The sequence below is a fragment of the Chania multitudinisentens RB-25 genome, assembly GCF_000520015.2.
GTDB classification, from domain to species: domain Bacteria; phylum Pseudomonadota; class Gammaproteobacteria; order Enterobacterales; family Enterobacteriaceae; genus Chania; species Chania multitudinisentens.
Window position 1 is genome coordinate 3830011 of record NZ_CP007044.2, and the last position, 26200, is coordinate 3856210.

Consider the following 26200-nt stretch of genomic DNA (forward strand, 5'->3'; position numbering starts at 1 on the left):
TCGGGAAGCTTAACTAAACCTTAAGGAGTCAGTTATTGTCAAGAGACTGCCAGAAAAGCATCGCCATTAAAAAGAATAAAAATATATTTATAAATCAATATATTAATTTATTGTAATGATTTTTTTACCGATGTTTTTTAGCCTAGCAGATTGCTGAGTCTTTTCAACTCAAGGGCTGATTTTCAGAAAATAACCGGGTAGTGCCTTAATAATTCGCAGGCTATTTATGCGCTAATATTTAACATTTATATATCAGTTCCTATAACAGCAAACCTCCGGTTATGCCGTTTTCGTCATCAGCCAACGCCGATCGCCCAACGCCTGCAAGTGAAAATCTATGTCATAAATGCGCGACAATAACCCTGGCTCCATGACTTCCTGCGTGTTCCCCTGCGCCACCAAACGCCCAGCGTGCAATAACCAGACATGATCAGCATGCTGTAGAGTGTGGTTCAGATCGTGCGCACAAACCAACGCGCTACGGCCACTGTGACAAAACTCCCGCAATAGGCGATCCAGTGCCACTTTCTGCGCAACATCCAAGCTGTTGGTGGGTTCATCAAGCAACAATAACTGGCTGTGGGGATTCACCGTCGGCCATACCTGCAATAGAACCGCGGCCAGGCGCACTCGCTGCCATTCACCGCCGGATAGCTGAGTCAACATACGTGATAGTTTGTCCGCCAGTTTCAACTGCTGGGACAAATAAAGAATGGTGTTTTCCAACTCGCTTTCACTCGCCCCCGCAGGCTGATGTAAAGTGAGATATTGGAATACCGGCATCAGGGCAACAGGCGCTTGTTGTTGACAAAGATAAGCCCGGTGCACCGCCAGTACATCACCTGGATAGCTGTCCAATGACCGACCTGATAGCAGGATTTCACCCTGCCCTGGCAATATCCCTGCCAACCTTGCTAACAGGGTGCTTTTCCCCGCGCCGTTCGGGCCAATCAAGTGAACCTGCAACCCTGCACCTATTTGCCCCGAAAAAGGGGCGAAACGCCCCTCTACGCCTACCTCTGTAAGTTGCAGCATATGGCCCCTTACTGCGCCAACGCCTGTTTAATCGCTTCGAGCAACATAGGATCTTCCGGCGTCATATCAGGGGAGAAACGCTGGATCACTGTGCCATCGCGGCCAAGCAAAAATTTCTCGAAGTTCCACAGGATATCACCAGTTTGTTTCGGTGCTCGGCCTTTGCTGCTCATGCGTGCAAAAAATTCGCTGTTTTCAGGTGCTACCGCCTGCGGTTTTGCCGCAATCAGCGTTTGATAAAGTGGATGGCGATTGGCACCGTTAACGTCGATTTTGGCAAACATCGGGAATTGAACACCAAAAGTACCGCGACAAAATGCCAGGATTTCTTCGTTACTGCCCGGTTCTTGGCCAAGAAACTCGTTGGATGGGAAACCCAGCACGGCAAAACCCTGCTCATGGTAAGTTTCATAAAGCGTTTCCAAACCGGCATACTGCTTGGTCAGGCCGCATTCCGAGGCAACATTGACCACCAGCAATACTTTCCCTGCATACGCGCCCAGAGTGGTAGATTGGCTTTCAATGGTTTGCAACGGAGTGGCGTAAATTGGCTTGCTCATCAGATTTTATCCTATGGGTTTTTATACTCGTCATATTTCAAGTTGCAGGTGAAACAGAGAAATGCCACCGGTACACCAGTAGCGGGTTTACCTTACGCTTTTTGTTCGAGCCAGTAACCAGATAAATAAGGGGGCACCCAGCGTGGCGGTCACGACCCCAATCGGCAACTCAGCGGAAAGCAACGTGATACGAGCCAGTACATCCGCAGCCAACAAGACACCCGCGCCCGCCAGCGCACAACCAGGCAACAGGAAACGCTGGTCAGTCAAACCGCTAAGCCGCAACATATGCGGGATGACCAAGCCGACAAAACCGATCACCCCAGCCAATGCCACACTGATGCCAACCAGCCAACCAACGGCCAGCACCAGCAAATTACGCCATAAATGAAGAGAAAGCCCTAATTGCCGAGCCTGAACTTCACCAAGCCCCATCAGATTCAATACCTTGCCTTGCGCACACAACCACAGCAGCACAGGCAACAATAACAACAACAACCCTTGCTGCCGCCAGTCTACTCCGCCAAATCCCCCCATCATCCAATACATTAATTGCCGCAGATCGAGGCTGGAGCTGAAATACACAGCCCATGTCATGATAGCACTGCAAACAATGCCTAATGCGACCCCCACCAATAACAAACGGGCATTACTCAAGCGGCGCTGGTGAGCAAAACTCAGCAGCAAAAAGGTCATCACCAACGCACCTAAAATGGCACTCAGGCTCATCAGGGCTACTGGCAACAACCCATTACCCAACAGAACCATCAATACCAACGCCACGCCTGCGCCATTCGCCACCCCAAGCAGCCCTGGCTCCGCCAGTGGGTTTTCAAACAAAGCCTGCATCGCCACACCCGCAACGGCTAAGCTGGCTCCCACCAACATCACCGCCAGCGCCCGTGGCAGACGCAATTGCCAAACAAACAGCCGAGCCGCCTCACTCAACCACTGATTAGGCCAGATCCAGACATCCCCGGCACTCAGGCTAAAAATAAACGCCACTGCCACACCCAATGCCAACAGTGCTAAATAGCGTTTATCGCGCTGGCGCTGGTTTTGCTGCAATAATGTAAATATCGGGATGGTTGGCATGAGTACACAAATTCCTACGGACCAGCACTCCGGTCTGAACATTGACACTTTGAGGCAAATATTAGGGGGTTAACATCCTGAGGGAAAGAGTTGTCTTACCGATCGGTAAGGAAAACAGCAGTTGGCGATCCCCCTAACTGGGGGAGTCATGCCTTATTTCTGAATGTGGGGCTCTGATATATCCACCAGATGGCATATTTTACTGAAATCAGAGGATTTCTCGCAAACTTTATCGGCAACAAACACGCTCAGGTAACCTAATACCAACAAATAACCTATCATGCATGAAATAAAGATAATTGTTCTCAACATTGAGCAATGTCCTTTATGGATCGTGATGCCGAAGCCCCTTTCGGCAGGGGCTTTACCGTGACATCAGGCTGGTTATATGCTGATGTGGTGCCTCCACATTATTGCTGTACCCCATAATCAGCCTGATTCAGACAGTTGACAGTAACCCGCGCCGCTAACCCCGTCAGCAGCTCATAACCTAATGTACCCGCTGTGGTAGCAACATCATCTACTGGCAAATTGCGCCCCCAAAGCTCCACTTTGGTGCCAATAGTAGCCTGCGGGCATGGTGTCAGATCCACCATCATCATATCCATCGAAACCGTACCAACCGTGCCAGTCAGTACCCCACCCACCCACACTGGCGTACCGCTTGGCGCATGGCGTGGGTAACCATCAGCATAGCCACAGGCCACCACGCCAATCTGCTGCGGCCCAAGCGCCGTATAACTGCCGCCATAACCCACACGATCACCCTGTTTCAACCGTTGAATACCAATAATTTCACTGCTCAGCGTCATCACCGGCTGTAAACCCGTCTCTGCGATATCGCTCCAATGGCCGGTTGGTGAGACACCATAAAGAATAATCCCCGGTCTTACCCAACTGCCATGCGTGCTCGGGTGCCATAACGTCGCGGCAGAGTTGGCCAGGCAACGCGGCAAAGCGACCGCCGCCGCCGCACGTTCAATCGTTGCCATCTGCTGCGCCACGCCTTCGGCGCTGTCGGCGGTGGCAAAATGGCTCATCAACGTCATCGAACCAATATTGCGCAGCTCTTGTGCTTGCAGCCAAATGTTATGTAAACGCTCCGGGGCAAAACCCAAGCGGTTCATTCCACTATTCAGCTTCAGGTAAACCTCTAATGGAGCTTGAAGACGCGCTTCGGCAATCGCCCGCAGCTGCCAGTCACTGTTTACTGCGGTGGTCAGACGATAGCGATCGATCAGCAATAAATCTTCTGGCTGGAAAAAACCCTCCAGTAACAGAATCGGGCCTTGCCAACCAGATTCACGTAACAGCACGGCTTCGGCCAGATCGAGTAACGCAAAACCTTCGGTCTGCGCCAGGTTGCGCCACACATTCTTCAAGCCATGACCATAAGCATTGGCCTTAACAACCGACCAGACCTTCGCAGTAGGTGCAAAACGGCGAACCACCTGCAAATTGTTTTCAAACGCTTCCAGATGCAGCGTTGCAGTAATCGGGCGTGGCATTAACTCTCCTTATGAGACATAAGAAAAAAACCTCAACACGGCAACGCTTCAACGCGCTGGATGTACGTCATTCAAAGGGATAGTGGAACTTTGGCGGAAGCCGGCGCTATAACGCTCCACGGCCAAATCATCAGAAGGGATCGCAGGCGTGGTGCCAGAGATCAAATCGGCAAGCAATTGCCCCGAACCACAGGCCATGGTCCACCCCAGCGTGCCATGGCCCGTATTGAGGTAGAGGTTTTTCAATGGAGTACGGCCCACGATCGGGGTGCCATCAGGCGTCATTGGGCGCAAACCGGCCCAGAATGTTGCATCTTCTACCCGCCCACCGTTTGGATACAGATCGCGGACAACCATTTCCAACGTTTCGCGACGTTTCTGCTCCAATTGGGTATTAAAACCCACAATTTCGGCCATCCCGCCAACGCGAATGCGCTGATCAAACCGGGTAATGGCGATTTTATAGGTTTCATCAAGCACGGTAGAAAACGGCGCAGCGGCTTCATTGGTGATCGGGATCGTTAGCGAATAGCCTTTCAGCGGATAAACCGGGATGGACACCAGATCACGCAATAATGCTGTGGAATAAGCGCCGAATGCCACCACGTAGCTGTCTGCCTTAATCACTTCATTACCGCATTGTACGCCAATGATTTTATCCCCTGCCACCAGCAAGCCATCGACACTGCGGTTAAACAGGAAATTCACCCCGGCCTGTTGAGCCAGTTTGGCCAATTGCTGTGTGAACAATTGACAATCACCCGTTTCATCATTCGGCAACTGCAAACCACCGGTCAGCTTATGTGCGACTTGCGCCAATGCGGGTTCGACCGTAGCCAGCCGATCTGCCTCCAGCAGTTTATAAGGCACCCCGGCATCTTCCAGCACAGCGATATCCTTGGCGGCATTCTCAAACTGCTGCTGAGTACGGAACAACTGTAATGTGCCCCCCTGACGGCCTTCATATTGAATACCGGTTTCCTGCCGTAATGCCTTGATGCAATCACGGCTATACTCCGCCAAGCGCACCATACGGCCTTTGTTGGTCATATAATGGGCCGTATCGCAATTTTTCAGCATCTGCCACATCCAGCGGAGCTGGAAGCTGCTGCCGTCAAGACGTATCGCCAATGGTGCATGGCGCTGGAACATCCATTTAATCGCTTTTAGTGGAACGCCCGGCGCAGCCCATGGTGCCGCATAGCCCGGCGAAATCTGCCCAGCATTGGCTGCGCTAGTCTCCAGCGCTGGCCCTGCTTGCCGATCAATGACCGTGACCTCATGACCGGCCTTTGCCAGATACCAAGCGCTAGCAACGCCCACGACTCCACTACCTAAAATGACCACACGCATCACTGACTCCAGAGCTCAAAGCATTGGAAAGCATGATCCTCTAACTACAAGAAATTAAATTAGTGAAAAACACTAATCAATAAAATAGTTATCAATCACAGTAATATTTACATTTCATTTATCATCCAAGCACCAAACTTTTGCAATAGCCCTGCTTAAATAGCGATAAGATGTTGCAAAAATGGGATAAAAGGAACAAACCGTACCTTATGCGCTGTCATTGATTGCATTGATGGCAAACCAAAAACCTTTACCATTAACACTCCATTAACGAAATATAAATACCAAGCCAGATTAATAAAAAGAATATAATTCCAAAAAACAAGCTTTTACTCCCTATATCATATCGCTTTCATGTTACAGTAAGGTAGCAGAAAAAACTCGCCCAAAACCTGTGCTCGATAATGCCTGCACTCTGTTCTCTGCAAACAGAGTGGCGTGATCCTTTTATTATGCAGCAGCAATTGCTGTCAGTGATGGAGACATATTACGCTTTTCATAGATAAGAAGTATGGTAAACCACTTTTTTATCAAGCTATGATGACAACCTGAAACCGACACACTGTAAATTAGGGAAAATATATCCATATGAAAAAAATCGTATTCATTTTCACGCTGATAGCCGCATTTCCTGCATTGGCTGAAGAAACCGGTGTCGTTAAAGACGGCATTAAAAGCGTCGTATCCGGAGTGATCACCGCCGGAAAAGATGCGCTCAGCGGAGTAAAAGACGGGGTAGATGACGGACGTCAGTCCGGCAGCAGCATTGATGGCGCCATCGTGGTGATGGATAAAGATGCCCTAGCAAAATACGTTGCCACATCCGTCACAGCTATCGAAAAAGTGGCTGACCAAGAGTATAAAATCACGCTCGCCCTGCGTAATAATACGGATAAAATCGTGCGCCTTGCGAATCTTAACGAGCGTAATTCATTATTATTGCTGGATAAAGAAGGTTTTATCTCCCCGCCCAAAACGGCTCTGCTACCTGGTGAATCCGACATCACCATCCCAGAAAAAGCCGCGGTAAAGGTTCGCTACATCTTTGCGGGCATTGAGGATACTCCAGCCACTCTGCGCCTCTATGGCATGGATATCACCGTACCTGCTGTGGAAAATAAGTAAGAACCCGGCACCGGATAAATGGCGGCAACGCATAGCGAATTAACTACGGTTGCACGCTGCCGCCATTTGCACACTCATCCCCCTTCGCACCATGCCCATTTCCTGACGTTCCCCAGCGGTTTTACACTGGTTCATCAAGGCGCTAGCGAAAGTGCCACCCTCATGCCATAAGTTGCGCCACCTTTCGGCCAGACTATACTCGAATAGAGAGAAAAGGTGGTGTTACCCAGCGCCTTCTTAGCCATAAATCAGCAGTTGTAGCCGCAAAATATCAGGATGTTCATGGTAGCCATGTGGAGCAATATTGCACGGCAAGACTTTGTTGATTTTATTTTGCTGATTTAAAAAGGCTTATTTCAACTTGAGCTATGATTGATACAGGGCCAGCCAAAATGAGCAGAGTCCGTTAATAACGAGGGTGCGCTGATGACTACTTCGACACATAAAAAAGTTAAGGAAGATAAACGTCTGAGCGACGGGCCAGATTGGACGTTTGAGTTGCTGCAAGTTTATCTGGAGCAAATTGACCGGGTTGCTAAACACTACCGGCTCAACACCTACCCACATCAAATCGAGGTTATTACCTCTGAACAGATGATGGATGCCTACTCCAGCGTCGGGATGCCAATTAACTATACTCACTGGTCGTTCGGTAAAAAATTCATTGAAACCGAGCAACGCTATAAACAAGGCCAGCAAGGTTTGGCCTATGAAATCGTGATCAACTCCAACCCATGCATTGCCTACCTGATGGAAGAAAATACCATCACCATGCAGGCGTTGGTGATGGCGCATGCCTGTTATGGGCACAATTCCTTTTTCAAAAACAACTATCTCTTCCGCAGTTGGACCGATGCCAGCTCCATCGTGGATTATCTGCTGTTTGCCCGCCACTACATCAGCCAGTGCGAAGAGCGTTATGGCGTTGAAGAAGTGGAAAAACTGCTGGATTCCTGCCATGCGCTGATGAATTACGGCGTTGATCGTTACAAACGGCCGCAAAAAATCTCGTTGCTGGAAGAGAAAGCGCGCCAGAAAAGCCGGGAAGAGTACCTGCAAAGCCAGGTTAACTCTTTGTGGAAAACCCTGCCACGCGTAGACCGCGAGGCTCTGCCAGAACAGGCGCTGCGTTATCCGCGTGAGCCGCAGGAAAACATTCTCTACTTTATGGAGAAAAATGCCCCGCTGCTGGAGCCTTGGCAACGTGAAGTGTTGCGCATCGTGCGCAAGGTGAGCCAGTACTTCTATCCGCAAAAACAAACGCAGGTGATGAATGAAGGTTGGGCCACCTTCTGGCACTACACCATTCTTAACCATCTTTATGATGAGGGGCGTGTGACGGATCGTTTCATGCTGGAATTCCTGCACAGCCATACCAACGTGGTCTATCAACCACCGTACAACAGCCCGTATTACAACGGTATTAACCCGTATGCTCTGGGCTTTGCCATGTTCCAGGATATCAAACGGATCTGCCAGGCACCGACTGAAGAAGATCGCTACTGGTTCCCAGATATCGCGGGCAAGGATTGGCTGGATACGCTGCATTTTGCCATGCGCGATTTCAAGGATGAAAGCTTTATCAGCCAGTTCCTGTCGCCCAAAGTAATGCGTGACTTCCGCCTGTTTACCGTGCTGGATGACGATCGCAACAATTACCTGGAAATCTCGGCGATCCACAATGAGGCAGGTTATCGCGCGATACGTCAGGAGCTGTCGGCCCAGTATAATCTGAGCAATCACGAACCCAATATTCAGATCTGGAATGTTGATCTGCGTGGCGATCGTTCGCTGACGCTGCGCTATATTCCGCAAGATCGCGCACCGCTGGATAAAAGCCGCCGGGAGGTCATGAAACATCTGCACCGGCTGTGGGGGTTTGACATCATTATGGAACAACAAAACGAAGATGGCAGCGTAGAGTTATTGGATCGTTGCCCTCCGCGAGCCATGCCGTTATAAACCAGTAAAATGACAAAAGGGGCACATACCGCATGTGCCCCTTTTTAGTGTTATATGCAAGGAAAGATTAGCGGCGAACTTCTGTCAGATCGCTTGGCATGGTGCCCTGCATACTGTGCCAGATCGCCCCGCTGTCTTTGCCGTAACGTCGCACGCAATCCATCACCTGATCGTACATTTTTTCATGGCATAAAGTAGAAAGCTTGCTGTAGAAATTCAGCGCCAATTTACGCGCTTCCGGGTTAGAGAAGTAGTAACGCCCAACCCGGGTATACAATCCTTTCAGGCCATTAAGAATCAAGCCATAAATCGGGTTACCTGAGGCAAAAGCCAGCCCGCGGAAAATTTCATAATCCAGGTGATTAAATGCATCAGCCTGATCTGCAACCTGGGTGGCTTTCGCCAGCACTTCCTGAGCCTGTTCCGGGTGATTACGCACGGCAGCGCGAATAAAGATCGACGCAATATTGGTGCGCACGGCCAGCAAATTATCAATCAGCTGTGGCACGCTGTTGTGATCGAGGCGCGCCAAGGTTTCCAGAATATTAAGGCCTGAAGTTTCCCAATAATTGTTTACTTTGGTGGGTTTGCCATGCTGAATGGTCAACCAGCCATCACGGGCTAATCGCTGTAAAACTTCACGTAATGTCGTACGCGTGACACCTATCAGCTCTGAAAGCTCACGCTCCGCGGGCAAAATAGAGCCAGGGGGGAAGCGATTATTCCAAATACTTTCAATAATATATTCTTCCGCGAAACCGGCAGGACTCTGCGCCTTTATGACCATGTGTTTGACGTTCCGTAGCAACGATAAGCAGTAATAGTAATCCGATGATCATACCAGATCGCCGAGGCATCACATAGTACGAGCAAAAAACATTAAACGAAAATGTGCATAACCTGGCAAAAAATATACTAAGACAGCGTTCTACGGCAATTTTTCACCGCCCGCACCCACCTTAGATTGCATCGCACCCACCACCGTTGTTAGGGTATAACGCGTTAACTCTCCAGCAGACTCCGCGAAAACAGCATGAATATGACAATACACTCAGCACTGATGAGGAATTTCCTCGGCTCGTCCCCCGACTGGTATAAATTAACCATCATCAGTTTTCTGATTATTAATCCGTTAGTGTTCTTTCTGGTCAGCCCCTTTATTGCTGGCTGGTTACTGGTCATTGAGTTTATCTTCACGCTGGCAATGGCATTGAAATGTTATCCATTACAACCCGGTGGGTTATTGGCTATAGAAGCCGTGCTGATTGGGATGACCAGCCCTGCACATGTCAGTGCAGAAATAGCCAACAATCTTGAGGTACTGCTGCTATTAGTGTTTATGGTAGCAGGCATCTATTTTATGAAACAGTTACTGCTGTTTGTCTTTACCAAACTGTTGCTCAATATTCGTTCTAAAATGCTCTTGTCGCTAGCGTTTTGCATTTCGGCAGCGCTACTTTCCGCCTTCCTTGATGCTTTGACGGTCATTGCCGTCGTCATCAGCGTTAGCACCGGTTTTTATTCGATTTACCACAACGTCACGTCCAATAGTACAGATAAAATCCCTGATATCAGCGACGACAGTTGTATTGACAACCCTGACCATAAACAGACTCTGGGGCAGTTCCGTGCCTTTTTACGCAGCCTGCTGATGCACGCCGGTGTCGGCACTGCTTTGGGCGGTGTTATGACCATGGTGGGCGAACCTCAGAATCTGATCATCGCCAAAAGTGCCGGATGGGGTTTTGGTGACTTTTTCCTACGGATGGCCCCCGTTACGCTGCCGGTATTTGTTTGTGGCCTAATCGTCTGCCTGCTGGTTGAACGCTTTGCCGTATTTGGTTACGGTGCGAAATTGCCGGAATCTGTGCGAGAAGTGTTGAGAGAATTCGACCAGAAAGCCAGCGCCAAACGTAACCGCCAAGAGAAAATAAAGCTGGTCATCCAGGCTTTGATTGGTGTCTGGCTGGTGATTGCATTGGCTTTCCATCTGGCGGAAGTTGGGTTGATTGGCCTCTCCGTGATCATTCTGGCCACTGCTCTGTGTGGGATCACCGATGAGCACGCTATCGGCAAAGCCTTTCAAGAGGCGCTGCCCTTTACGGCTTTGTTAACCGTGTTTTTTACCGTCGTCACCGTGATTGTTGAACAACGCCTGTTTGCACCAGTGATTCAGTTTGTGCTGCAAGCCGAACCCTCTGCACAACTTTCCTTGTTCTATCTGTTTAATGGGTTGCTGTCTTCTGTTTCTGACAACGTTTTTGTCGGTTCGGTGTATATTAATGAAGCACGTGCGGCATTAGAAAACGGGGCTATTTCACTTGAGCAATTTGAAATGCTGGCGGTAGCTATTAATACCGGCACCAATCTGCCTTCGGTTGCCACGCCAAACGGCCAGGCTGCCTTCCTGTTTCTGCTAACCTCAGCACTGGCGCCTTTGGTACGATTGTCTTATGGCCGTATGGTCTGGATGGCTATGCCTTATACATTAGTCATGACACTGGTTGGCCTGCTTTGCGTGCAGTATATCCTAACTCCGGCTACCGATTTACTCACCCAATGGCAGTGGCTGACATCGCCATTACTTGACGTAGTGGCCCCAACCACTGCACATTAATCACTATATCCCCTCGCAGGCAGTGATTATTTTTCACTGAATAGTGTCCAGATGGCTGGCAGCGAGGGGGAATTGGTTTACACTGCCGGTTCAATTGCTTACTGCATGGAAGAACAAACATATGTTGCAATTCTTTAACCGTTGCTCGCAAGGGCGCGGTGCTTGGCTGCTGATGGCCCTGACTGCCTTGGTTCTGGAGTTGGTTGCTCTTTATTTTCAGCATGTAATGCTGTTGCAACCTTGTGTGATGTGTATCTACGAGCGCCTTGCTCTGTTTGGTATTTTGGGCGCGGGGCTGATTGGTGCTATCGCGCCAAAAACACCGCTGCGTTATGTCGCGATTCTGCTTTGGATATACAGTGCCTGGACAGGCATGCAGTTGGCATGGAAACACACCATGATCCAGTTGCATCCTTCGCCGTTTAACACCTGTGATTTCTTCGTTAATTTCCCATCCTGGTTGCCGCTTGATAAATGGCTTCCCGCAGTATTCCACGCTTCAGGTGACTGTAGCCAACGCCAATGGCAGTTCCTGTCACTGGAAATGCCGCAATGGCTGGTGGGAATTTTTGCTGCCTATCTGTTGGTGGGTGTATTGGTGTTACTCAGCCAGTTTGTTCGCCAGCGCAGACGCGATCTCTTTGGTCGCTAAAACAAATTTACCTAAAACGGCACCCTCAGGTGCCGTTTTTAGTGAATTGCCTGAAATTTCAGAACCTCCCTTACATCACGTATGCGTAAAGAAGTAAACGAGCACAATCAGTGCTCCAGCCAAGGCAAACAAACGTGCCATCTTCATCATAAAAATCTCATAACTGGGCGGGATACCCCACAAATTACCTAACATTTTGTTTAAAAAGAAGCTCAATGTAAGATTTTTTGGTGTTATTTACATAACATAAAGTTGAGGCTGCAATAACCCCGTAGTTTTCCACTGATATATGTTTTAAAAAATGAATACATCCTGTTAAGCATCAATATTAATAGCTCACCTTTTATTCACTGAAAATATCTTTGCTTCGAACAGGCAACAAAATTGGCAATAAATAAAGCGCCCACGTTGGGTTCTCTATTCGTGCTATTTTTACCTTCGCTGACAACTTATTGAATCTCACCTACCCTATTCTGGCTATAAAGGGCTTATGATAGACAGAGTATCAAATGCCACATCCCAACCTCCAAGGTACGTAGTACCAAGCTCATTCTACGAAAAAGGCCCGAAGGAACGCTGTATGCCAGAGACCAGAACAAACCAGGAAGCTGCTGTTATAACGCTTCCCCATCAAGATTGGAGTGATGTTCCTCTTGCCTCCATTGACGCCGTCGCAGCCCTAGAGCAAGGCAAAGTATTATTTTTTCCTCATTTGGCCTTCAATCTGAGCGAAGCTGAAAAAAAATTGCTTACCCCAGAGTTGGTCGATCCGAAACGCAAAAATATCAGCTACCAGCCAGAACAACAAAAACTGACCGGCGTTGCATTGGCAGACAAGTATGAAATGGTGCAAAAACTATTGGCGCGCCACCACCAAGCCTGCCAAGCACTGATCATATCTGTATTACCCGAATATCGTCATGCACTGCACATGCCGACCAATAGCCTGCGTCTGCACCCGATTTCTGCCTGGAAAGCCAGTACCTCATGGCGCAAAGATGATACTCGTCTTCATGTTGATGCCTTCCCTTCACGCCCTAATTACGGTGAACGTATTCTACGCATCTTCACCAATATCAATCCCCATGGGGAAAACCGTCTTTGGCGCGTCGGGGAACCCTTCCCTGAGCTGGCGCAACGTTTTTTGCCCCGACTCAAGCCTTATTCACCCTTTATCAGTTGGTTGCAGGATAAAATCGGCATTACCAAAACCCACCGCAGCCATTACGACCATCTGATGCTGCAAATGCATGATGTAATGAAAGCTGACCTGGAATACCAAAAAAATGGCCCGCAGCAGGCTGTTGAATTCCCGCCGGGAAGTAGTTGGATTTGTTTTTCCGATCAAACACCGCACGCAGCAATGGCAGGGCAATTTATGCTGGAACAGACTTTTTTGTTGCCCGTCAACGCGATGAAAACGCCGCAGAATGCACCGCTGAAAGTATTGGAAACGCTGCTTCACAAACCTCTGGTTTAATCTGCGTTATCAATAACTTTTCAGATGTGCTTTATTCCAGTTGGGGGCGACGTATATTACGCCCCCCGATGGCCATCAACAACACTCAAAATAATTGTAGTTACCTGGCCCAGCTCGGTTTGTTTAAGATGTGATCCTGCCAATCCACCACCTCACTTTCGCGCACAGCAATATGGCGAACCGTAATACGCTCCCCATGCATTGCTGCCTTTGAGCCACTGTTCAGCGGATGCCAAGCAAATAAAGGTTTGCCTTCGCCAATCAGTCGATAAGCACAGGTTGGCGGTAACCAATCGAATGTAGTGAGGTTTTCACGCGTCAGCTTGATACAGTCTTCTTCCAATTCAAAGCGACGCTCATAATTACGGCACTGACAGGATTTGATATTGAGCTGATCGCAGGCAACGTTGGTGAAATAAATTTCATCAGTATCTTCGTCGATCAGCTTATTCAGACAACATTGCCCACAACCGTCACACAACGACTCCCACTCTGCCTCAGACATTTCGTTCAGCGTTTTCTGTTGCCAAAAAGGGCGTTGTGACATATCGACATCCGAATAGGTAAATGAACAGAGTGCCTGTGTGCAGGCTTCAAGGGGGCACTATATAGACACTCACGGCAAAAGGAAATAACCCAACCGCTTGGCCCCAACCTTCTAGCGCTAGTTACCCCTGGTCAGGCTGGCCAAAATCATCGCCAACAGCTTGATAAGACGTCGCTGATAATCGATATTCGATTAATAAACTGCGCCAAGGAAAGATTGCAAAAAGTACCCCCTCCCAACAAACCACTTACTTCTTACTGCTCTCACACCTGTCAAAATCATCTACCCCATCACCTTTCAAGTTGCCGGGTTATTAACCGCTTTCATTCACCCAACTCATTAAATTACCCCAACGCCTTGGGCTTATTCAGTTCTCGCCTATCTGCATCCTGGAATCTGCTGAATATAATCTGTTATGCCTGATTTTCACAAAAACTGTCTCTATCAATACCCAGCCCGTGACTTAATATTCACTTTCACTTATTAATCAAGCAACTTTCCTCCAGCCCTGAAAGTTGAGTTTTATTGTAATTATCACCTGTAAAAATATGGAACTAGACTTTCAAACCATTACATAAAAGGAACGCCTCTATGTTGAAAAAAGCATATTTTGCCATCATAGCGTCAATGTTTATTTTTGGAGTGACATCAGCAGCAGAAAAAAACATAACAGCGGGAAGCAATGTACACTTTTTTGATTCTGGAAAGTTTGCAGGCCTTCCTTTTTCCGATGGTGTGAAAGTTGGTAATATACTTTTCCTTTCTGGCGAGATCGCCTCTGAAAAACAAGCGGATAATTCTTTTAAGGTTATTCCTGGTGGAATCAAAGCAGAAACAAAAAAGATTTTTGAGAACATTCAGTCATCCCTGGCTGCAAAGGGATATGAAATGAAAGATATCGTGAAATGTACCGTCATGTTAGCTGACATGTCTGAATGGGCTGAATTCAACGAAGTTTATAAAACTTTTTTTAGCAAACCTTACCCTGCACGCAGTGCTTTCGGTGTCAATGGCCTGGCACTGGGAGCCAAAGCGGAAGTGGAATGTATCGCTGCAAAATAGCCCAGGTACAATACCTCATCCGTATCAGCCTCAAACAAGCACGCCGATACGGATGAAGGTTGCGCACTGCACACGCCTGTTCTGAGAAAGTTTCGAGTGTTTAGTTTACATAGAAAAGAATACTGCAAGCGGGAGCAAGCAGTAATGTGCGAGCGTAGGATACACCGGCCAAACAACATCAGTATCACTACCCTTTTTATCTTACCAGTGTATCAATGAAGTATGAACTTAGTACATCCAGCGAGCCCATTCCATTTAACGATAAATTAACAATGATAATGTGGTTAACTTCATTTGGATGAAATACAATCAATTTCGTCATGTAATTCTATGGCACCCGAGCAGCAAATCTTAACTCGGAACACAATCACTACATTTAACTGTCGATACATTAAAGGGTTATGACTGTCATAGATGGTATTTCGATTTTTCACTTAATAATATTGCTCTTGTTTGTTGCCCCGCTTATTTTACCACTTTTTTCTCGCGTGTTCATGGCTCAGAAAAAGCCCTGTGGTTTCTATTTTCATTCTTGGCTAGCTGGCTCGGCTATTTTGTCTACTATTTTTGCGTAGTTAGAAAAAAAAAAAGCAGTTAAAAAGTATCGCCTTCTGAATCTCATTTTCTCCTTCAATACTTATAATAATTACGCTTGCCAAGATAGTGTTAAACAAGCTCCGTAAGCGTAAAAAAGATAACATCATTAATACATTGCCGATCGGTTTTACTGATACCCACCAGAAACCTAGCCGGACATTGAGTATCCCCAACCATATCGCAGAAAAAAGGCCGCAGATGCGGCCTTTTTAGTTTTATGCAACCTACTCTTTCGGGCTTGCGTTCTCTACCCGGCTTTTCAGTTTTTGCCCCGGACGGAAAGTGACCACGCGGCGCGCCGTAATCGGAATGTCCTCACCGGTTTTCGGGTTGCGTCCCGGACGTTGGTTCTTGTCACGCAAATCAAAATTACCAAAACCTGACAGTTTTACCTGCTCACCGTTTTCTAGAGCCCGTCGTACCTCTTCAAAAAACAGTTCTACCAGATCTTTGGCATCCCGTTTGCTAAGCCCTAGCTTCTCAAACAGGTGTTCTGACATTTCAGCTTTAGTAAGCGCCATAGGTTCAATCCCTCAAGGATGCTTGGAATCGCTGCTTTAGAGCCTCTACACATTTTGCAACGGTAGCGGCAATCTCCTCTTCTTCCAGTGTACGAGCGGTATCCTGCAATACCAGACTGATAGCCAGGCTCTTGTAACCCTCTGCTACGCCCTTGCCACGGTACACATCAAACAAGTTTACGCCAACTACCTGATTTACGCCAACTTTCTTACACTCTGCCAAAATATCTTCTGCGGCGATGTTTTCAGCAACAACAACCGCAATATCACGACGGTTTGCAGGGAAGCGAGAAATTTCACGCGCTTGAGGCACGGCGCGGGTTGCGACCTTATTCCACTCCAGTTCAAACACCACCGTACGGCTGTTAAGATCCAGTTTACGCTCAAGTTCTGGGTGAATAACACCGATGAAACCTACGCGTTCACCGTGCAAATAAATTGCCGCACTTTGCCCTGGGTGGAGGGCCGAATGGGCCTCTGCCTTGAACTGAATTTCAGATAATTGGCCCGTCAGCTCAAGCACAGACTCCAGATCCCCTTTCAAATCATAGAAGTCCACCGGTTTTTTTGCCAGATCCCAATGTTCATCATGGGTATGCCCGGCAATGACGCCAGACAGCATGACGTCCTGACGGATACCCAGATTTGCCGTAGTATCAGGCACAAAGCGCAGGCCACTTTCGAACAGGCGTACACGGGATTGTTGACGATTCTGGTTATACACCACCGCAGATAGCAACCCCGTCCACAGCGACAGGCGCATTGCAGACATTTCTACCGAGATTGGGCTTGGCAGGATCAGCGCTTCTTCACCTGGATGTAACAGCGCCTGTATTTTCGGATCGACAAAACTGTAGGTAATCGCTTCCTGGAAACCGTGATCAACCAACATGTTTTTTGCACACTTCAGCGCCAGATCGGATTCACGATGTTGGGTCATTACCAGATCGGCACGCACAGGGATATCTGGAATATTGTTGTAGCCGTACACTCGGGCCACTTCTTCTACCAGATCTTCTTCGATCTCCATATCGAAACGCCAGCTTGGTGCAACTGCCAGCCAGTTGTTGCCCTGTTCAGTCACCTGGCAGCCAAGGCGGCGCAAAATATCGCTCACCTGCTCAGTTGGCACCACATGGCCAATCAGACGATCCAGCTTTTCGCGGCGTAATGTGATAGAGGCACGTTTTGGCAACGCATTCTCATCAGTCACATCAATAATAGGCCCGGCCTGACCACCACAGATTTCAAGCAACAAACGTGTTGCCCGCTCCATGGCTTTATATTGCAACGCCGGGTCCACACCGCGCTCGTAACGGTGAGAGGCATCAGTATGCAGGCCATGACGGCGGGCACGACCGGTAATTGATAGCGGGCTGAAGAATGCGCATTCCAGCAATACGTTCTGGGTTTCACCGTTCACACCGGAGTGTTCACCGCCAAAAATGCCCCCCATCGCCAACGCTTTATGATGATCGGCGATCACTAGGGTATCTGCGTTCAATTTGGCTTCGTTGCCATCCAGCAGGCGCAGCGTTTCGTCTTCATTGGCCATGCGCACCACAATCCCACCTTCAATGCGATTCAGATCGAACGCATGCATGGGTTGGCCCAGCTCCATCAGCACATAGTTGGTGACGTCCACCACGGCATCAATGGAGCGAATCCCACAGCGGCGCAGTTTTTCACGCATCCACAACGGTGAAGGCGCTTTCACATTGATGCCCTTCACTACTCGGCCCAGATAACGGGGGCACGCCTGTGGTGCCTCTACACGGATTGGCAGGACGTCGTTGATGGTTGCAGCCACCGGGCTCATGTCCGGCTCATCGAGTGGCAATTGGTTCAACACGGCAACATCACGCGCTACACCGATAATACCCAGACAATCGGCACGGTTCGGGGTGACGCTGATTTCGATCGTGTTGTCATCAAGCTTTAAATATTCACGAATATCGGTACCAATTGGCGCATCTTGAGGCAGCTCAATAATGCCGTCGTGATCCTCAGAGATCGCTAATTCGGAAAACGAGCACAACATGCCTTCCGAGGGTTCACCACGCAGCTTGGCCGCTTTAATTTTAAAATCACCTGGTAATACCGCACCAACGGTAGCAACGGCAACTTTTAGGCCAGCACGGCAGTTTGGTGCACCACAAACGATGTCCAACAGGCGATCGCCACCGACATCAACCTTTGTTACGCGCAATTTGTCGGCGTTAGGATGCTGCCCACACTCCATGACATGGCCGACCACCACACCGTTGAAGGCACCGGCAACGGATTCGACGCCGTCCACTTCCAGGCCAGCCATGGTGATTTGATCGGATAATGCTTCACTGCTGATGGCCGGGTTTACCCACTCGCGCAACCAGAGTTCACTGAATTTCATGTGATATTCCCGCCTTACTTAAACTGTTTGAGGAAACGCAGATCGTTTTCGAAGAACGCGCGTAAATCAGTGACACCGTAACGTAGCATCGTCAAACGCTCCATCCCCATGCCAAAGGCAAAGCCAGAGTAAACCTCTGGATCAATACCAACATTGCGCAGTACGTTCGGGTGCACCATGCCACAACCCAGCACTTCCAGCCATTTGCCGTTTTTCCCCATTACATCGACTTCTGCTGAAGGTTCAGTGAAGGGAAAATAAGAAGGACGGAAACGCACCTGTAAATCTTCTTCAAAGAAGTTGTTCAGGAAATCATGCAGTGTTCCTTTCAAATTGGTAAAACTGATGTCTTTATCAACAATCAAGCCTTCCATTTGATGGAACATTGGCGTATGTGTTTGATCGTAATCGTTACGATAAACACGGCCGGGTGCAATAATGCGGATTGGCGGTTGCTGGTTCTTCATGGTACGGATCTGCACGCCAGAAGTTTGAGTGCGCAGAAGGCGGGTGGCATCAAACCAGAAAGTATCGTGATCGGCACGCGCCGGGTGATGGGCGGGAATATTCAGAGCGTCAAAGTTGTGATAGTCATCTTCGATTTCCGGGCCGGTTTCGACGGAGAAACCCAGTTCGCCGAAGAATGTTTCAATACGGTCAATCGTGCGAGTGACAGGATGCAGGCCACCATTTTCCAAGCGACGGCCTGGCAGCGAAACATCGATGGTCTCAGTCGCCAAGCGTGCGTTCAATACGGCTGACTCCATCGCGTTCTTACGCGCATTCAGCGCGTCCTGCACCTCCTGTTTGGCTTGGTTGATCACCGCTCCGGCGGCCGGGCGTTCTTCCGCTGGCACTTCACGCAGTGACTGCATCTGCAAGGTAAAATGGCCTTTCTTGCCTAAATATTCGACGCGTACCAAATCCAACGCGACAACATCCTGGGCATCTTCTACGGCTGCCTTAGCTTTGGCAACCAGCTCTGCGAGATCTGGCATTGCTTTCCTCTTCCTCTGGCCCTAACGGCCCGCTAAGTCATGGTTGGTTATTATTCGAATACGCCTTCGGGCTCATCTTCAATGAATTACAAACGGTGGCTAACAACGCTACAGCTTGAAAAACAAAGAGATAGCCAGAAACAAAAAAGCCTCCACTAAGGGAGGCTTCGGCGCTACTTTCCGTTTCTTTTCTTACGCGCAAAGCCTCCTGAAATCAGGCGCTAAAGTAAAAAAAGAAACGGAAAATAGCAGCGTGCATGCTTGCATTACCTTGTCGATTGATTGACAACCAGTGATATAGCGGAAGCCAATAAAAGTCAATATTTGTATTTTAAAAACAACGATTAAAAGAGGGAGCAAGCTCCCTCTTCGCCTTTCTTACGCCAGAGCTGCTTTCGCTTTCTCAACCAGCGCGCCAAAGGCCACTTTGTCGAATACTGCGATATCAGCCAGGATCTTACGGTCAATTTCAATAGAGGCTTTTTTCAGGCCGTTAATGAATTTGCTGTAAGACAAGCCATTCTGACGAGCAGCAGCGTTGATACGTGCAATCCACAGCTGACGGAACTGACGCTTACGTTGACGACGGTCACGGTAAGCATACTGGCCTGCTTTGATTACTGCCTGGAAGGCAACACGATAGACGCGCGAACGGGCACCGTAGTAACCTTTCGCCTGCTTCATAATTTTTTTGTGACGTGCGCGTGCAATTACACCACGTTTTACGCGAGCCATATGCTCTCTCCTAAAGTCTTATTCTTGATTCAAAAAATAGGGCTTATGCGTACGGCAGGCACGCAGTTACCAGGACCAGATCGTTCTTAGACACCATGCCTTTCGGGCGCAGGTGACGTTTACGTTTGGTTGCTTTTTTGGTCAGAATATGACGCAGGTTAGCATGTTTACGCTTAAAACCACCGCTGCCGGTTTTTTTGAAGCGCTTGGCTGCACCACGTACAGTTTTAATTTTTGGCATGTTAATTAAATCCACTTCGCATTGTTAAACAACGAATCAGTGAGGCGAATAAAACCCACACACGCTTGCACGGCGTGGGTTCGATTACTTGGAAGCCTTACTGTTTCTTCTTGGGTGCGAGCACCATAATCATCTGACGGCCTTCGATCTTCGTAGGGAAGGATTCGACCACTGCCAGATCAATATCTTCACACAAATCTTTACGGACGCGGTTAAGCACTTCCATACCGATCTGCTGGTGCGCCATTTCACGCCCACGGAACCGCAGGGTGATTTTGGCTTTATCGCCATCTTCCAGAAAGCGAATCAGGTTGCGTAGTTTGACCTGATAGTCGCCATCATCGGTGCCAGGACGGAATTTGATTTCCTTAACCTGGATAACTTTTTGCTTCTTCTTCTGTTCTTTGGTCGACTTGCTCTTCTCGTAGAGGAATTTGCCGTAATCCATGATTCGGCAAACTGGCGGTTCGGCATTTGGGCTGATTTCTACTAAATCGACGCCCGCTTCCTCAGCTTTTTCAAGAGCTTCATTCAGACTGACAATACCAATCTGCTCGCCATCGACGCCGGTTAGGCGAACTTCTTGCGCGCGAATTTCTCTGTTAATGCGATTTGGACGCGCCGGTTGAACTCGTTTTCCGCCTTTAATACTTTATTCCTCCAGTTGATGAAGACTACGGCTGCGAATCTCTTTCAGCAGCTTGTCTACGACGTCACTTACGTCCAGGCTCCCCAGGTCTTTGCCACGGCGGGTACGAACGGCAACTTTGCCTGATTCGACCTCTTTATCACCGCACACCAACATGTAAGGAACCCGACGTAAAGTATGTTCGCGAATTTTAAAGCCAATCTTCTCGTTTCTCAAGTCCGCTTTTGCTCTAATCCCTGCATCTTGCAGTTTTTTGGTCAATTGCTGGACATAATCAGACTGGCTGTCGGTGATATTCATCACCACTACCTGCACTGGAGCAATCCAGGTTGGGTAGAAACCGGCATATTCTTCGGTAAGGATACCGATGAAACGCTCCATGGAGCCAAGAATAGCGCGGTGAATCATCACCGGAACCACGCGTTCGTTGTTTTCGCCGACATACGACGCGCCTAAACGGCCCGGTAAGAAGAAATCGAGCTGCACGGTACCACATTGCCATGCGCGATCCAAACAATCATGCAAGGTAAATTCAATTTTAGGGCCGTAGAAAGCACCTTCACCCGGCTGATATTCAAACGGAATCCCGTTTTCAGTCAGTGCAGCGGCCAGGTCGTCTTCAGCACGTGTCCACATATCGTCGGTGCCAATGCGCTTCTCTGGACGCGTAGACAATTTCACCGCGATCTTGTCAAAGCCAAAAAGACCATACATATCGTAGACCATTTTGATGCAGTCGTTTACTTCGGCACGCACCTGATCTTCAGTACAGAAGATATGGGCGTCATCCTGAGTGAAACCACGCACGCGCATCAGACCATGTAGCGAACCCGAAGGCTCATTACGATGGCAACTGCCAAACTCGCCCATACGTAACGGCAGGTCACGGTAGGATTTTAGGCCCTGATTGAAGATCTGCACATGGCCTGGGCAGTTCATCGGCTTGATGCAATATTCACGGTTTTCTGACGAGGTGGTGAACATCGCGTCTTTGTAGTTTTCCCAATGGCCGGTTTTTTCCCACAGCACCCGGTCCATCATCAATGGCCCTTTCACTTCCTGATACTGGTACTCTTTGAGTTTCATACGCACAAAGGCTTCCAGTTCGCGGAAAATGGTCCAACCATCATTGTGCCAGAACACCATGCCCGGCGCTTCTTCCTGCATATGGTACAGGTCAAGCTGTTTGCCGATCTTACGGTGGTCACGCTTTGCCGCTTCTTCCAAACGTTGCAGATAAGCGTTCAGCTGTTTTTTATCTGCCCACGCAGTGCCATAAACACGTTGCAGCATTTTGTTTTTGCTGTCGCCACGCCAGTAAGCACCGGAGGTTTTTTGCAGCTTGAAATGATGGCAAAAACGCATGTTCGGCACGTGCGGGCCACGGCACATATCGATATATTCTTCATGGTGATAAAGACCTGGACGATCGTCACGGCTGATATTTTCATCCAGAATCGCCACTTTGTAGCTTTCACCACGGGCAGCAAAAGTATCACGGGCTTCCTGCCAGCTCACTTTCTTCTTGATGACGTCATAATCTTTGTCGGCCAACTCATGCATCCGCTTCTCCAGCAGATCCAGATCTTCCTGCGTCAGGGTACGGTCAATATCAACGTCGTAGTAAAAACCGTTGTCGATCACCGGGCCGATAGCCATTTTAGTGTCTGGCCACAGTTGTTTGATCGCATGGCCCAACAGATGCGCACAAGAGTGGCGCATAATTTCCAAGCCTTCGGCATCTTTGATGGTGATAATCGCCAACTGCGCGTCCGATTCGATCAGATCGCTGGCATCAACCAGTTCACCGTTAACACGGCCAGCAATACAAGCTTTGGCAAGGCCAGGGCCGATATCAAGGGCGACATCCATCGGGGAAACGGCGTGCTCATATTGACGCTGACTGCCGTCAGGAAGAGTAATAACAGGCATTAATAATTCCTTATCTACAGTGGTGACCCACACGACAGATCACATGCAGTACAGATATTCCAGTTAGTATTAAGTAAGTTACACATCATATCTCGCCTACAATTGCCAGATTGATGCCCAACTTGACGCATTGAAAAAACAGATATTCTCAGTGGCTGTTAAAGCCCCGCGAATAGTAACATTAAATTTGTAGAGGATAAATAAAGTGCAATCGCCCCCGCATTCACAGATTATTGCTGTTGGGGATGAAGTGTACCGAGTTCATTGGTAAATCGCCGGAATATCGCAGAGCTTGACTTTTCGGTATAAGCGCCTCAAATTAACCCGGGTAAAATAATAAAACCCGGGTATAAAGATGAACACGAATACCTCTTCGTCATGTACTGCATTTTTGCATTACCAACGTGTTGCCGCAGGTTCTTACCCTGAAGTTGCCAACATGCTGGCCACACTCGATCTTTCAGCCGGTGGCCTGTTGGTGTTCGATGATGCTACAGGAACGCAGGTCGATTATCCCTGGCCAGAAGGTTATACCTGGGTGCAACCAGGGGAAAACACACCGCCGCAGAAGGCTAACCCCGTCACTCAACCTTCCGTAGGGCGGCCAAAGCTCGGTGTGGTAGCACGAGAAGTGACACTCCTGCCCCGCCATTGGGAATGGTTGGCACAGCAGCGTGGTGGAGCCTCTGCCGCATTGCGCCGCTTGGTTGATGAAGCGCGGCATAACACAGCAGAGCATGACCATAGACGCCGGGCAAAAGAGAACGGCTACCGTTTTATGACGGCGATCGCTGGTTCTCTGCCTGGCTATGAAGAAGCCGTGCGTGCCTTGTTTGGCCACGATGGTAATATTTTTGCCGAACGTATTGCACCCTGGCCAGCCGATATACAAGCACATCTGGCCTGGATGACCCGTAATGCGTTCACGTCCTGACATCACACAAGCCCAATGACAAGAAACTATTACATTTCCATTAGGCGCAGGAAAACGTTACATGCAAACCCGTTCGCCGCAAAGGCAAAAGCCACTTTGGCGCATTTACCTGATCTTTTTAGTTCCCATGGTACTGTCCAATTTCCTGCAAGGATTTTCTGGCACTCTCAACGGTATTTATATCGGTCAAATGCTCGGTACTCATGCTCTGGCCGCCATTGCCGGTATGTTTCCCGTCGTATTTTTCTTTATTTCGCTGGTTATCGGCGTTGGTGCCGGAGCATCCGTGCTGATTGGGCAAGCCTGGGGCGCCAACGAACCGGAAAAAGTGAAAACCATCGCCGGAACAGCACTGATGCTGGGCATCAGCATTGGCCTGCTGGCTGCCGTGTTTGGTTCTCTGTTTGCGCGCCCTGCATTGCAGGCGCTGGGAACGCCGCCAGATGTGCTGGAAGAAGCCGTCTCCTATGCCCGCATAATGATGCTGATTATGCCGCTGCTGTTGGTGTTCGTTCTGTTCACACAGTTGCTACGCGGCGTCAGTGATACGGTTTCTCCACTGCTGGCACTTTTGCTGTCAACCAGTGTAGGTCTGTTGCTGACTCCTGCTTTGATCCGGGGCTGGCTGGGGTTTGCCCCTATGGGGATTCAGAGTGCGGCACTGGCTGGCCTGGTGGGTAATGCGTTGGCCATGGCATATTTGGCGATACGCCTTCGCCGTAAACAGCATGTGCTGGCCCCTGATCGTGCCATGTTGGGTGCATTAAGGCTTAATACGGTTGTGTTACGCAAAGTGCTACGCATTGGCTTGCCGACCGGCTTACAGATGGTGGTGATTTCAATCTCTGAACTGGCAATTCTGACGTTGGTTAACCGCCACGGTTCAGATGCAACGGCAGCCTACGGTGCAGTTACACAGATCGTTAATTATGTGCAGTTCCCGGCGCTGTCAATCGCCATAACTGCTTCGATTCTCGGCGCTCAAGCTATCGGTGGCGGGCATACAGAACGTATCAGCCCCATTTTGCGCACTGGGTTAGTGATCAACTTCTGGCTAACTGGAGCACTGATCGTTTTGGGATATCTGCTCTCACACTGGTTATTGGGTTTGTTCCTCACCAGTCCCAGCGTACTGGCACAGGCGGAACATCTGTTGCATATCATGCTTTGGAGCATGTTGGTCTTTGGTTTTCAGGCTATCGTGGGTGGGATCATGCGAGCCAGCGGTGTCGTGCTGGTGCCAGTGTCAATTTCCATTCTGTGTATCCTGGTGGTGCAGTTACCTGCGGCCTACCTTCTCAGCGCTCACTTTGGCCTGGAGGGAGTGTGGATGGCATTCCCGATTACTTATTTGACAATGCTGGTATTGCAAACCACTTTCTACAGACAGGTATGGCGACACAAAAAGATCGAGCGTTTGGTGTAGATTTATTGATATGAAACGCCGTGACTGGCGTTTTGCTGACATCCATAGTCCATTATTTTCTGGGGTTTGTTTTTATGTTGACCATTTTGCAGTTGTTTCAAGCCATCGGGCTGGGGTTGGTCTTATTACTGCCGCTGGCCAACCCGCTGACCACGGTGGCATTGCTGCTTGGCTTATCGAGCAATATGACGAATGAAGAACGCAATCAGCAGTCGTTGATGGCTTCGGTATACGTGTTCTTCATCATGACTGTGGCGTTTTATGCTGGCCAACTGGTGATGAAAACCTTTGGGATCTCTATTCCTGGCCTGCGTATCGCCGGTGGATTGATTGTTGCCTTTATCGGTTTCCGTATGCTGTTTCCACAACAAACGGCTGGTGAAGCACCTGAGGTCGAAACCAAAAATAAAGAGCTGCGTAAAAAAACCTCCGCCAATATCGCCTTTGTGCCACTCGCTATGCCAAGCACCGCCGGGCCTGGCACCATCGCGATGATCATCAGTACCGCATCGAGCATCAAAGAAAACTCACTGGGATTTGCTCATTGGGTTTTATTGGTTGCTCCTGTCACCACCTTTTTTATGGTTTCGATAATCCTCTGGGCCTGCCTGCGCAGTTCTACCGGGATCATGAAGTTGGTTGGCAAAAGCGGTATTGAAGCCATATCCCGCCTGATGGGCTTTCTGTTGGTTTGTATGGGGGTGCAGTTCATTATCAATGGCATACTGGAGATTATCTCTACCTTCCCATCGAACGCCGCCTAAATGCCCCTAGAGAAT

General features: G+C 48.9%; 24 protein-coding genes, 1 pseudogene and 1 other annotated feature. Of the genes and pseudogenes, 10 read left to right on the forward strand and 15 right to left on the reverse strand.

The annotated features are described in order from the left end of the window. Window positions 1-279: 279 nt before the first annotated feature. From btuD to Z042_RS16760, 5 genes are all read right to left on the reverse strand, one after another. Window positions 280-1035: a vitamin B12 ABC transporter ATP-binding protein BtuD gene (gene btuD, locus Z042_RS16740; protein ID WP_024913023.1), complete on the reverse strand. Its 756-nt coding sequence runs from the start codon at window positions 1033-1035 to the stop codon at window positions 280-282. Window positions 1036-1043: 8 nt separating this feature from the next. Beyond that, window positions 1044-1595 (reverse strand): glutathione peroxidase, encoded by a 552-nt coding sequence (locus Z042_RS16745; RefSeq protein ID WP_024913022.1) that lies wholly within the window; start codon window positions 1593-1595, stop codon window positions 1044-1046. 87 nt (window positions 1596-1682) lie between these two features. Continuing rightward, window positions 1683-2690, reverse strand: coding sequence for a vitamin B12 ABC transporter permease BtuC (gene btuC, locus Z042_RS16750; protein WP_024913021.1), 1008 nt, complete (start codon window positions 2688-2690; stop codon window positions 1683-1685). 410 nt (window positions 2691-3100) lie between these two features. After that, on the reverse strand, window positions 3101-4198 hold the full coding sequence (dadX, locus tag Z042_RS16755; protein WP_024913020.1) for a catabolic alanine racemase DadX: 1098 nt from the start codon (window positions 4196-4198) through the stop codon (window positions 3101-3103). 48 nt (window positions 4199-4246) lie between these two features. Further along, complete coding sequence (locus tag Z042_RS16760) at window positions 4247-5551, reverse strand: D-amino acid dehydrogenase (protein ID WP_024913019.1); 1305 nt, start codon at window positions 5549-5551, stop codon at window positions 4247-4249. Between the two features lie 588 nt (window positions 5552-6139). Between Z042_RS16760 and Z042_RS16765 the strand changes: the two genes are divergently transcribed. Further along, complete coding sequence (locus Z042_RS16765) at window positions 6140-6676, forward strand: hypothetical protein (RefSeq protein WP_024913018.1); 537 nt, start codon at window positions 6140-6142, stop codon at window positions 6674-6676. A 426-nt stretch (window positions 6677-7102) separates the two neighbouring features. Next, window positions 7103-8638: a SpoVR family protein gene (locus tag Z042_RS16770; protein ID WP_024913017.1), complete on the forward strand. Its 1536-nt coding sequence runs from the start codon at window positions 7103-7105 to the stop codon at window positions 8636-8638. Between the two features lie 67 nt (window positions 8639-8705). Here the strand turns inward: Z042_RS16770 and fadR are convergent, their stop codons facing one another. After that, the gene (gene fadR / locus Z042_RS16775; protein ID WP_024913016.1) at window positions 8706-9425 is read right to left on the reverse strand and encodes a fatty acid metabolism transcriptional regulator FadR; all 720 of its coding nucleotides are present in this window, start codon (window positions 9423-9425) and stop codon (window positions 8706-8708) included. Window positions 9426-9671: 246 nt separating this feature from the next. Here fadR and nhaB point away from each other — a divergent pair, with 246 nt between their 5' ends. The 4 genes and pseudogenes from nhaB to Z042_RS26895 all read left to right on the forward strand — a co-directional run bounded on the left by nhaB (window position 9672) and on the right by Z042_RS26895 (window position 13521). Continuing rightward, on the forward strand, window positions 9672-11255 hold the full coding sequence (nhaB, locus tag Z042_RS16780) for a sodium/proton antiporter NhaB (protein ID WP_024913015.1): 1584 nt from the start codon (window positions 9672-9674) through the stop codon (window positions 11253-11255). Window positions 11256-11376: 121 nt separating this feature from the next. Further along, a complete protein-coding gene (dsbB, locus tag Z042_RS16785; RefSeq protein ID WP_024913014.1) occupies window positions 11377-11907 on the forward strand; it encodes a disulfide bond formation protein DsbB in 531 nt (176 codons plus the stop codon). A 580-nt stretch (window positions 11908-12487) separates the two neighbouring features. Further along, window positions 12488-13321, forward strand: a pseudogene (locus tag Z042_RS16790) (Kdo hydroxylase family protein); the annotation flags it as partial. Continuing rightward, entirely contained in the window at window positions 13240-13521 is a 282-nt protein-coding gene (locus tag Z042_RS26895) for a hypothetical protein (protein ID WP_417903507.1), read from the forward strand. The pseudogene Z042_RS16790 and the gene Z042_RS26895, both read left to right, overlap by 82 nt. Here Z042_RS26895 and Z042_RS16795 read toward each other — a convergent pair. After that, on the reverse strand, window positions 13488-13934 hold the full coding sequence (locus Z042_RS16795) for a YcgN family cysteine cluster protein (protein WP_024913012.1): 447 nt from the start codon (window positions 13932-13934) through the stop codon (window positions 13488-13490). The genes Z042_RS26895 and Z042_RS16795 overlap by 34 nt on opposite strands. A 591-nt stretch (window positions 13935-14525) precedes the next feature. Here Z042_RS16795 and Z042_RS16800 point away from each other — a divergent pair. Beyond that, window positions 14526-14996 carry a RidA family protein gene (locus Z042_RS16800; RefSeq protein ID WP_071882840.1) on the forward strand — a complete coding sequence of 157 codons (471 nt, stop codon included), beginning with the start codon at window positions 14526-14528 and terminating at the stop codon, window positions 14994-14996. 821 nt (window positions 14997-15817) lie between these two features. Here Z042_RS16800 and ihfA read toward each other — a convergent pair. The 8 genes from ihfA to thrS all read right to left on the reverse strand — a co-directional run bounded on the left by ihfA (window position 15818) and on the right by thrS (window position 23061). Further along, window positions 15818-16114 carry an integration host factor subunit alpha gene (gene ihfA / locus Z042_RS16805; RefSeq protein WP_004943604.1) on the reverse strand — a complete coding sequence of 99 codons (297 nt, stop codon included), beginning with the start codon at window positions 16112-16114 and terminating at the stop codon, window positions 15818-15820. A gap of 4 nt (window positions 16115-16118) precedes the next feature. After that, window positions 16119-18506: a phenylalanine--tRNA ligase subunit beta gene (gene pheT / locus Z042_RS16810; protein WP_024913010.1), complete on the reverse strand. Its 2388-nt coding sequence runs from the start codon at window positions 18504-18506 to the stop codon at window positions 16119-16121. Window positions 18507-18520: 14 nt separating this feature from the next. Next, the gene (gene pheS, locus Z042_RS16815) at window positions 18521-19504 is read right to left on the reverse strand and encodes a phenylalanine--tRNA ligase subunit alpha (RefSeq protein ID WP_024913009.1); all 984 of its coding nucleotides are present in this window, start codon (window positions 19502-19504) and stop codon (window positions 18521-18523) included. Window positions 19505-19643: 139 nt separating this feature from the next. Then, window positions 19644-19768: a sequence feature (Phe leader region), on the reverse strand. Beyond that, window positions 19719-19763 carry a pheST operon leader peptide PheM gene (gene pheM / locus Z042_RS26090; RefSeq protein ID WP_121626058.1) on the reverse strand — a complete coding sequence of 15 codons (45 nt, stop codon included), beginning with the start codon at window positions 19761-19763 and terminating at the stop codon, window positions 19719-19721. Its footprint overlaps the feature before it by 45 nt. A 114-nt stretch (window positions 19769-19882) precedes the next feature. Next, the gene (rplT, locus tag Z042_RS16820) at window positions 19883-20239 is read right to left on the reverse strand and encodes a 50S ribosomal protein L20 (RefSeq protein WP_004931417.1); all 357 of its coding nucleotides are present in this window, start codon (window positions 20237-20239) and stop codon (window positions 19883-19885) included. A 43-nt stretch (window positions 20240-20282) separates the two neighbouring features. Continuing rightward, entirely contained in the window at window positions 20283-20480 is a 198-nt protein-coding gene (gene rpmI, locus Z042_RS16825; protein WP_004931418.1) for a 50S ribosomal protein L35, read from the reverse strand. Window positions 20481-20577: 97 nt separating this feature from the next. Beyond that, window positions 20578-21129, reverse strand: coding sequence for a translation initiation factor IF-3 (gene infC / locus Z042_RS25225; protein WP_071882841.1), 552 nt, complete (start codon window positions 21127-21129; stop codon window positions 20578-20580). A 3-nt stretch (window positions 21130-21132) separates the two neighbouring features. After that, window positions 21133-23061 (reverse strand): threonine--tRNA ligase, encoded by a 1929-nt coding sequence (thrS, locus tag Z042_RS16835; protein ID WP_024913008.1) that lies wholly within the window; start codon window positions 23059-23061, stop codon window positions 21133-21135. A 355-nt stretch (window positions 23062-23416) separates the two neighbouring features. Here thrS and Z042_RS16840 point away from each other — a divergent pair, with 355 nt between their 5' ends. The 3 genes from Z042_RS16840 (at window position 23417) to Z042_RS16850 (ending at window position 26185) form a co-directional block, all read left to right on the forward strand. Further along, window positions 23417-23995 (forward strand): DUF2239 family protein, encoded by a 579-nt coding sequence (locus Z042_RS16840; RefSeq protein ID WP_024913007.1) that lies wholly within the window; start codon window positions 23417-23419, stop codon window positions 23993-23995. Between the two features lie 61 nt (window positions 23996-24056). Further along, window positions 24057-25421 carry an MATE family efflux transporter gene (locus tag Z042_RS16845; RefSeq protein WP_024913006.1) on the forward strand — a complete coding sequence of 455 codons (1365 nt, stop codon included), beginning with the start codon at window positions 24057-24059 and terminating at the stop codon, window positions 25419-25421. 74 nt (window positions 25422-25495) lie between these two features. Further along, window positions 25496-26185 carry a MarC family NAAT transporter gene (locus Z042_RS16850; RefSeq protein WP_024913005.1) on the forward strand — a complete coding sequence of 230 codons (690 nt, stop codon included), beginning with the start codon at window positions 25496-25498 and terminating at the stop codon, window positions 26183-26185. Window positions 26186-26200: the final 15 nt, after the last annotated feature.

What these genes read in the sequence shown, in the direction of transcription:
- btuD (WP_024913023.1), bottom strand. Translation starts at nt 1,035, where the DNA reads ATGCTGCAACTTACAGAGGTAGGCGTAGAGGGGCGTTTCGCCCCTTTT.
- Z042_RS16745 (WP_024913022.1), bottom strand. Translation starts at nt 1,595, where the DNA reads ATGAGCAAGCCAATTTACGCCACTCCGTTGCAAACCATTGAAAGCCAA.
- btuC (WP_024913021.1), bottom strand. Translation starts at nt 2,690, where the DNA reads ATGCCAACCATCCCGATATTTACATTATTGCAGCAAAACCAGCGCCAG.
- dadX (WP_024913020.1), bottom strand. Translation starts at nt 4,198, where the DNA reads ATGCCACGCCCGATTACTGCAACGCTGCATCTGGAAGCGTTTGAAAAC.
- Z042_RS16760 (WP_024913019.1), bottom strand. Translation starts at nt 5,551, where the DNA reads ATGCGTGTGGTCATTTTAGGTAGTGGAGTCGTGGGCGTTGCTAGCGCT.
- Z042_RS16765 (WP_024913018.1), top strand. Translation starts at nt 6,140, where the DNA reads ATGAAAAAAATCGTATTCATTTTCACGCTGATAGCCGCATTTCCTGCA.
- Z042_RS16770 (WP_024913017.1), top strand. Translation starts at nt 7,103, where the DNA reads ATGACTACTTCGACACATAAAAAAGTTAAGGAAGATAAACGTCTGAGC.
- fadR (WP_024913016.1), bottom strand. Translation starts at nt 9,425, where the DNA reads ATGGTCATAAAGGCGCAGAGTCCTGCCGGTTTCGCGGAAGAATATATT.
- nhaB (WP_024913015.1), top strand. Translation starts at nt 9,672, where the DNA reads ATGAATATGACAATACACTCAGCACTGATGAGGAATTTCCTCGGCTCG.
- dsbB (WP_024913014.1), top strand. Translation starts at nt 11,377, where the DNA reads ATGTTGCAATTCTTTAACCGTTGCTCGCAAGGGCGCGGTGCTTGGCTG.
- Z042_RS16795 (WP_024913012.1), bottom strand. Translation starts at nt 13,934, where the DNA reads ATGTCACAACGCCCTTTTTGGCAACAGAAAACGCTGAACGAAATGTCT.
- Z042_RS16800 (WP_071882840.1), top strand. Translation starts at nt 14,526, where the DNA reads ATGTTGAAAAAAGCATATTTTGCCATCATAGCGTCAATGTTTATTTTT.
- ihfA (WP_004943604.1), bottom strand. Translation starts at nt 16,114, where the DNA reads ATGGCGCTTACTAAAGCTGAAATGTCAGAACACCTGTTTGAGAAGCTA.
- pheT (WP_024913010.1), bottom strand. Translation starts at nt 18,506, where the DNA reads ATGAAATTCAGTGAACTCTGGTTGCGCGAGTGGGTAAACCCGGCCATC.
- pheS (WP_024913009.1), bottom strand. Translation starts at nt 19,504, where the DNA reads ATGCCAGATCTCGCAGAGCTGGTTGCCAAAGCTAAGGCAGCCGTAGAA.
- rplT (WP_004931417.1), bottom strand. Translation starts at nt 20,239, where the DNA reads ATGGCTCGCGTAAAACGTGGTGTAATTGCACGCGCACGTCACAAAAAA.
- rpmI (WP_004931418.1), bottom strand. Translation starts at nt 20,480, where the DNA reads ATGCCAAAAATTAAAACTGTACGTGGTGCAGCCAAGCGCTTCAAAAAA.
- thrS (WP_024913008.1), bottom strand. Translation starts at nt 23,061, where the DNA reads ATGCCTGTTATTACTCTTCCTGACGGCAGTCAGCGTCAATATGAGCAC.
- Z042_RS16840 (WP_024913007.1), top strand. Translation starts at nt 23,417, where the DNA reads ATGAACACGAATACCTCTTCGTCATGTACTGCATTTTTGCATTACCAA.
- Z042_RS16845 (WP_024913006.1), top strand. Translation starts at nt 24,057, where the DNA reads ATGCAAACCCGTTCGCCGCAAAGGCAAAAGCCACTTTGGCGCATTTAC.
- Z042_RS16850 (WP_024913005.1), top strand. Translation starts at nt 25,496, where the DNA reads ATGTTGACCATTTTGCAGTTGTTTCAAGCCATCGGGCTGGGGTTGGTC.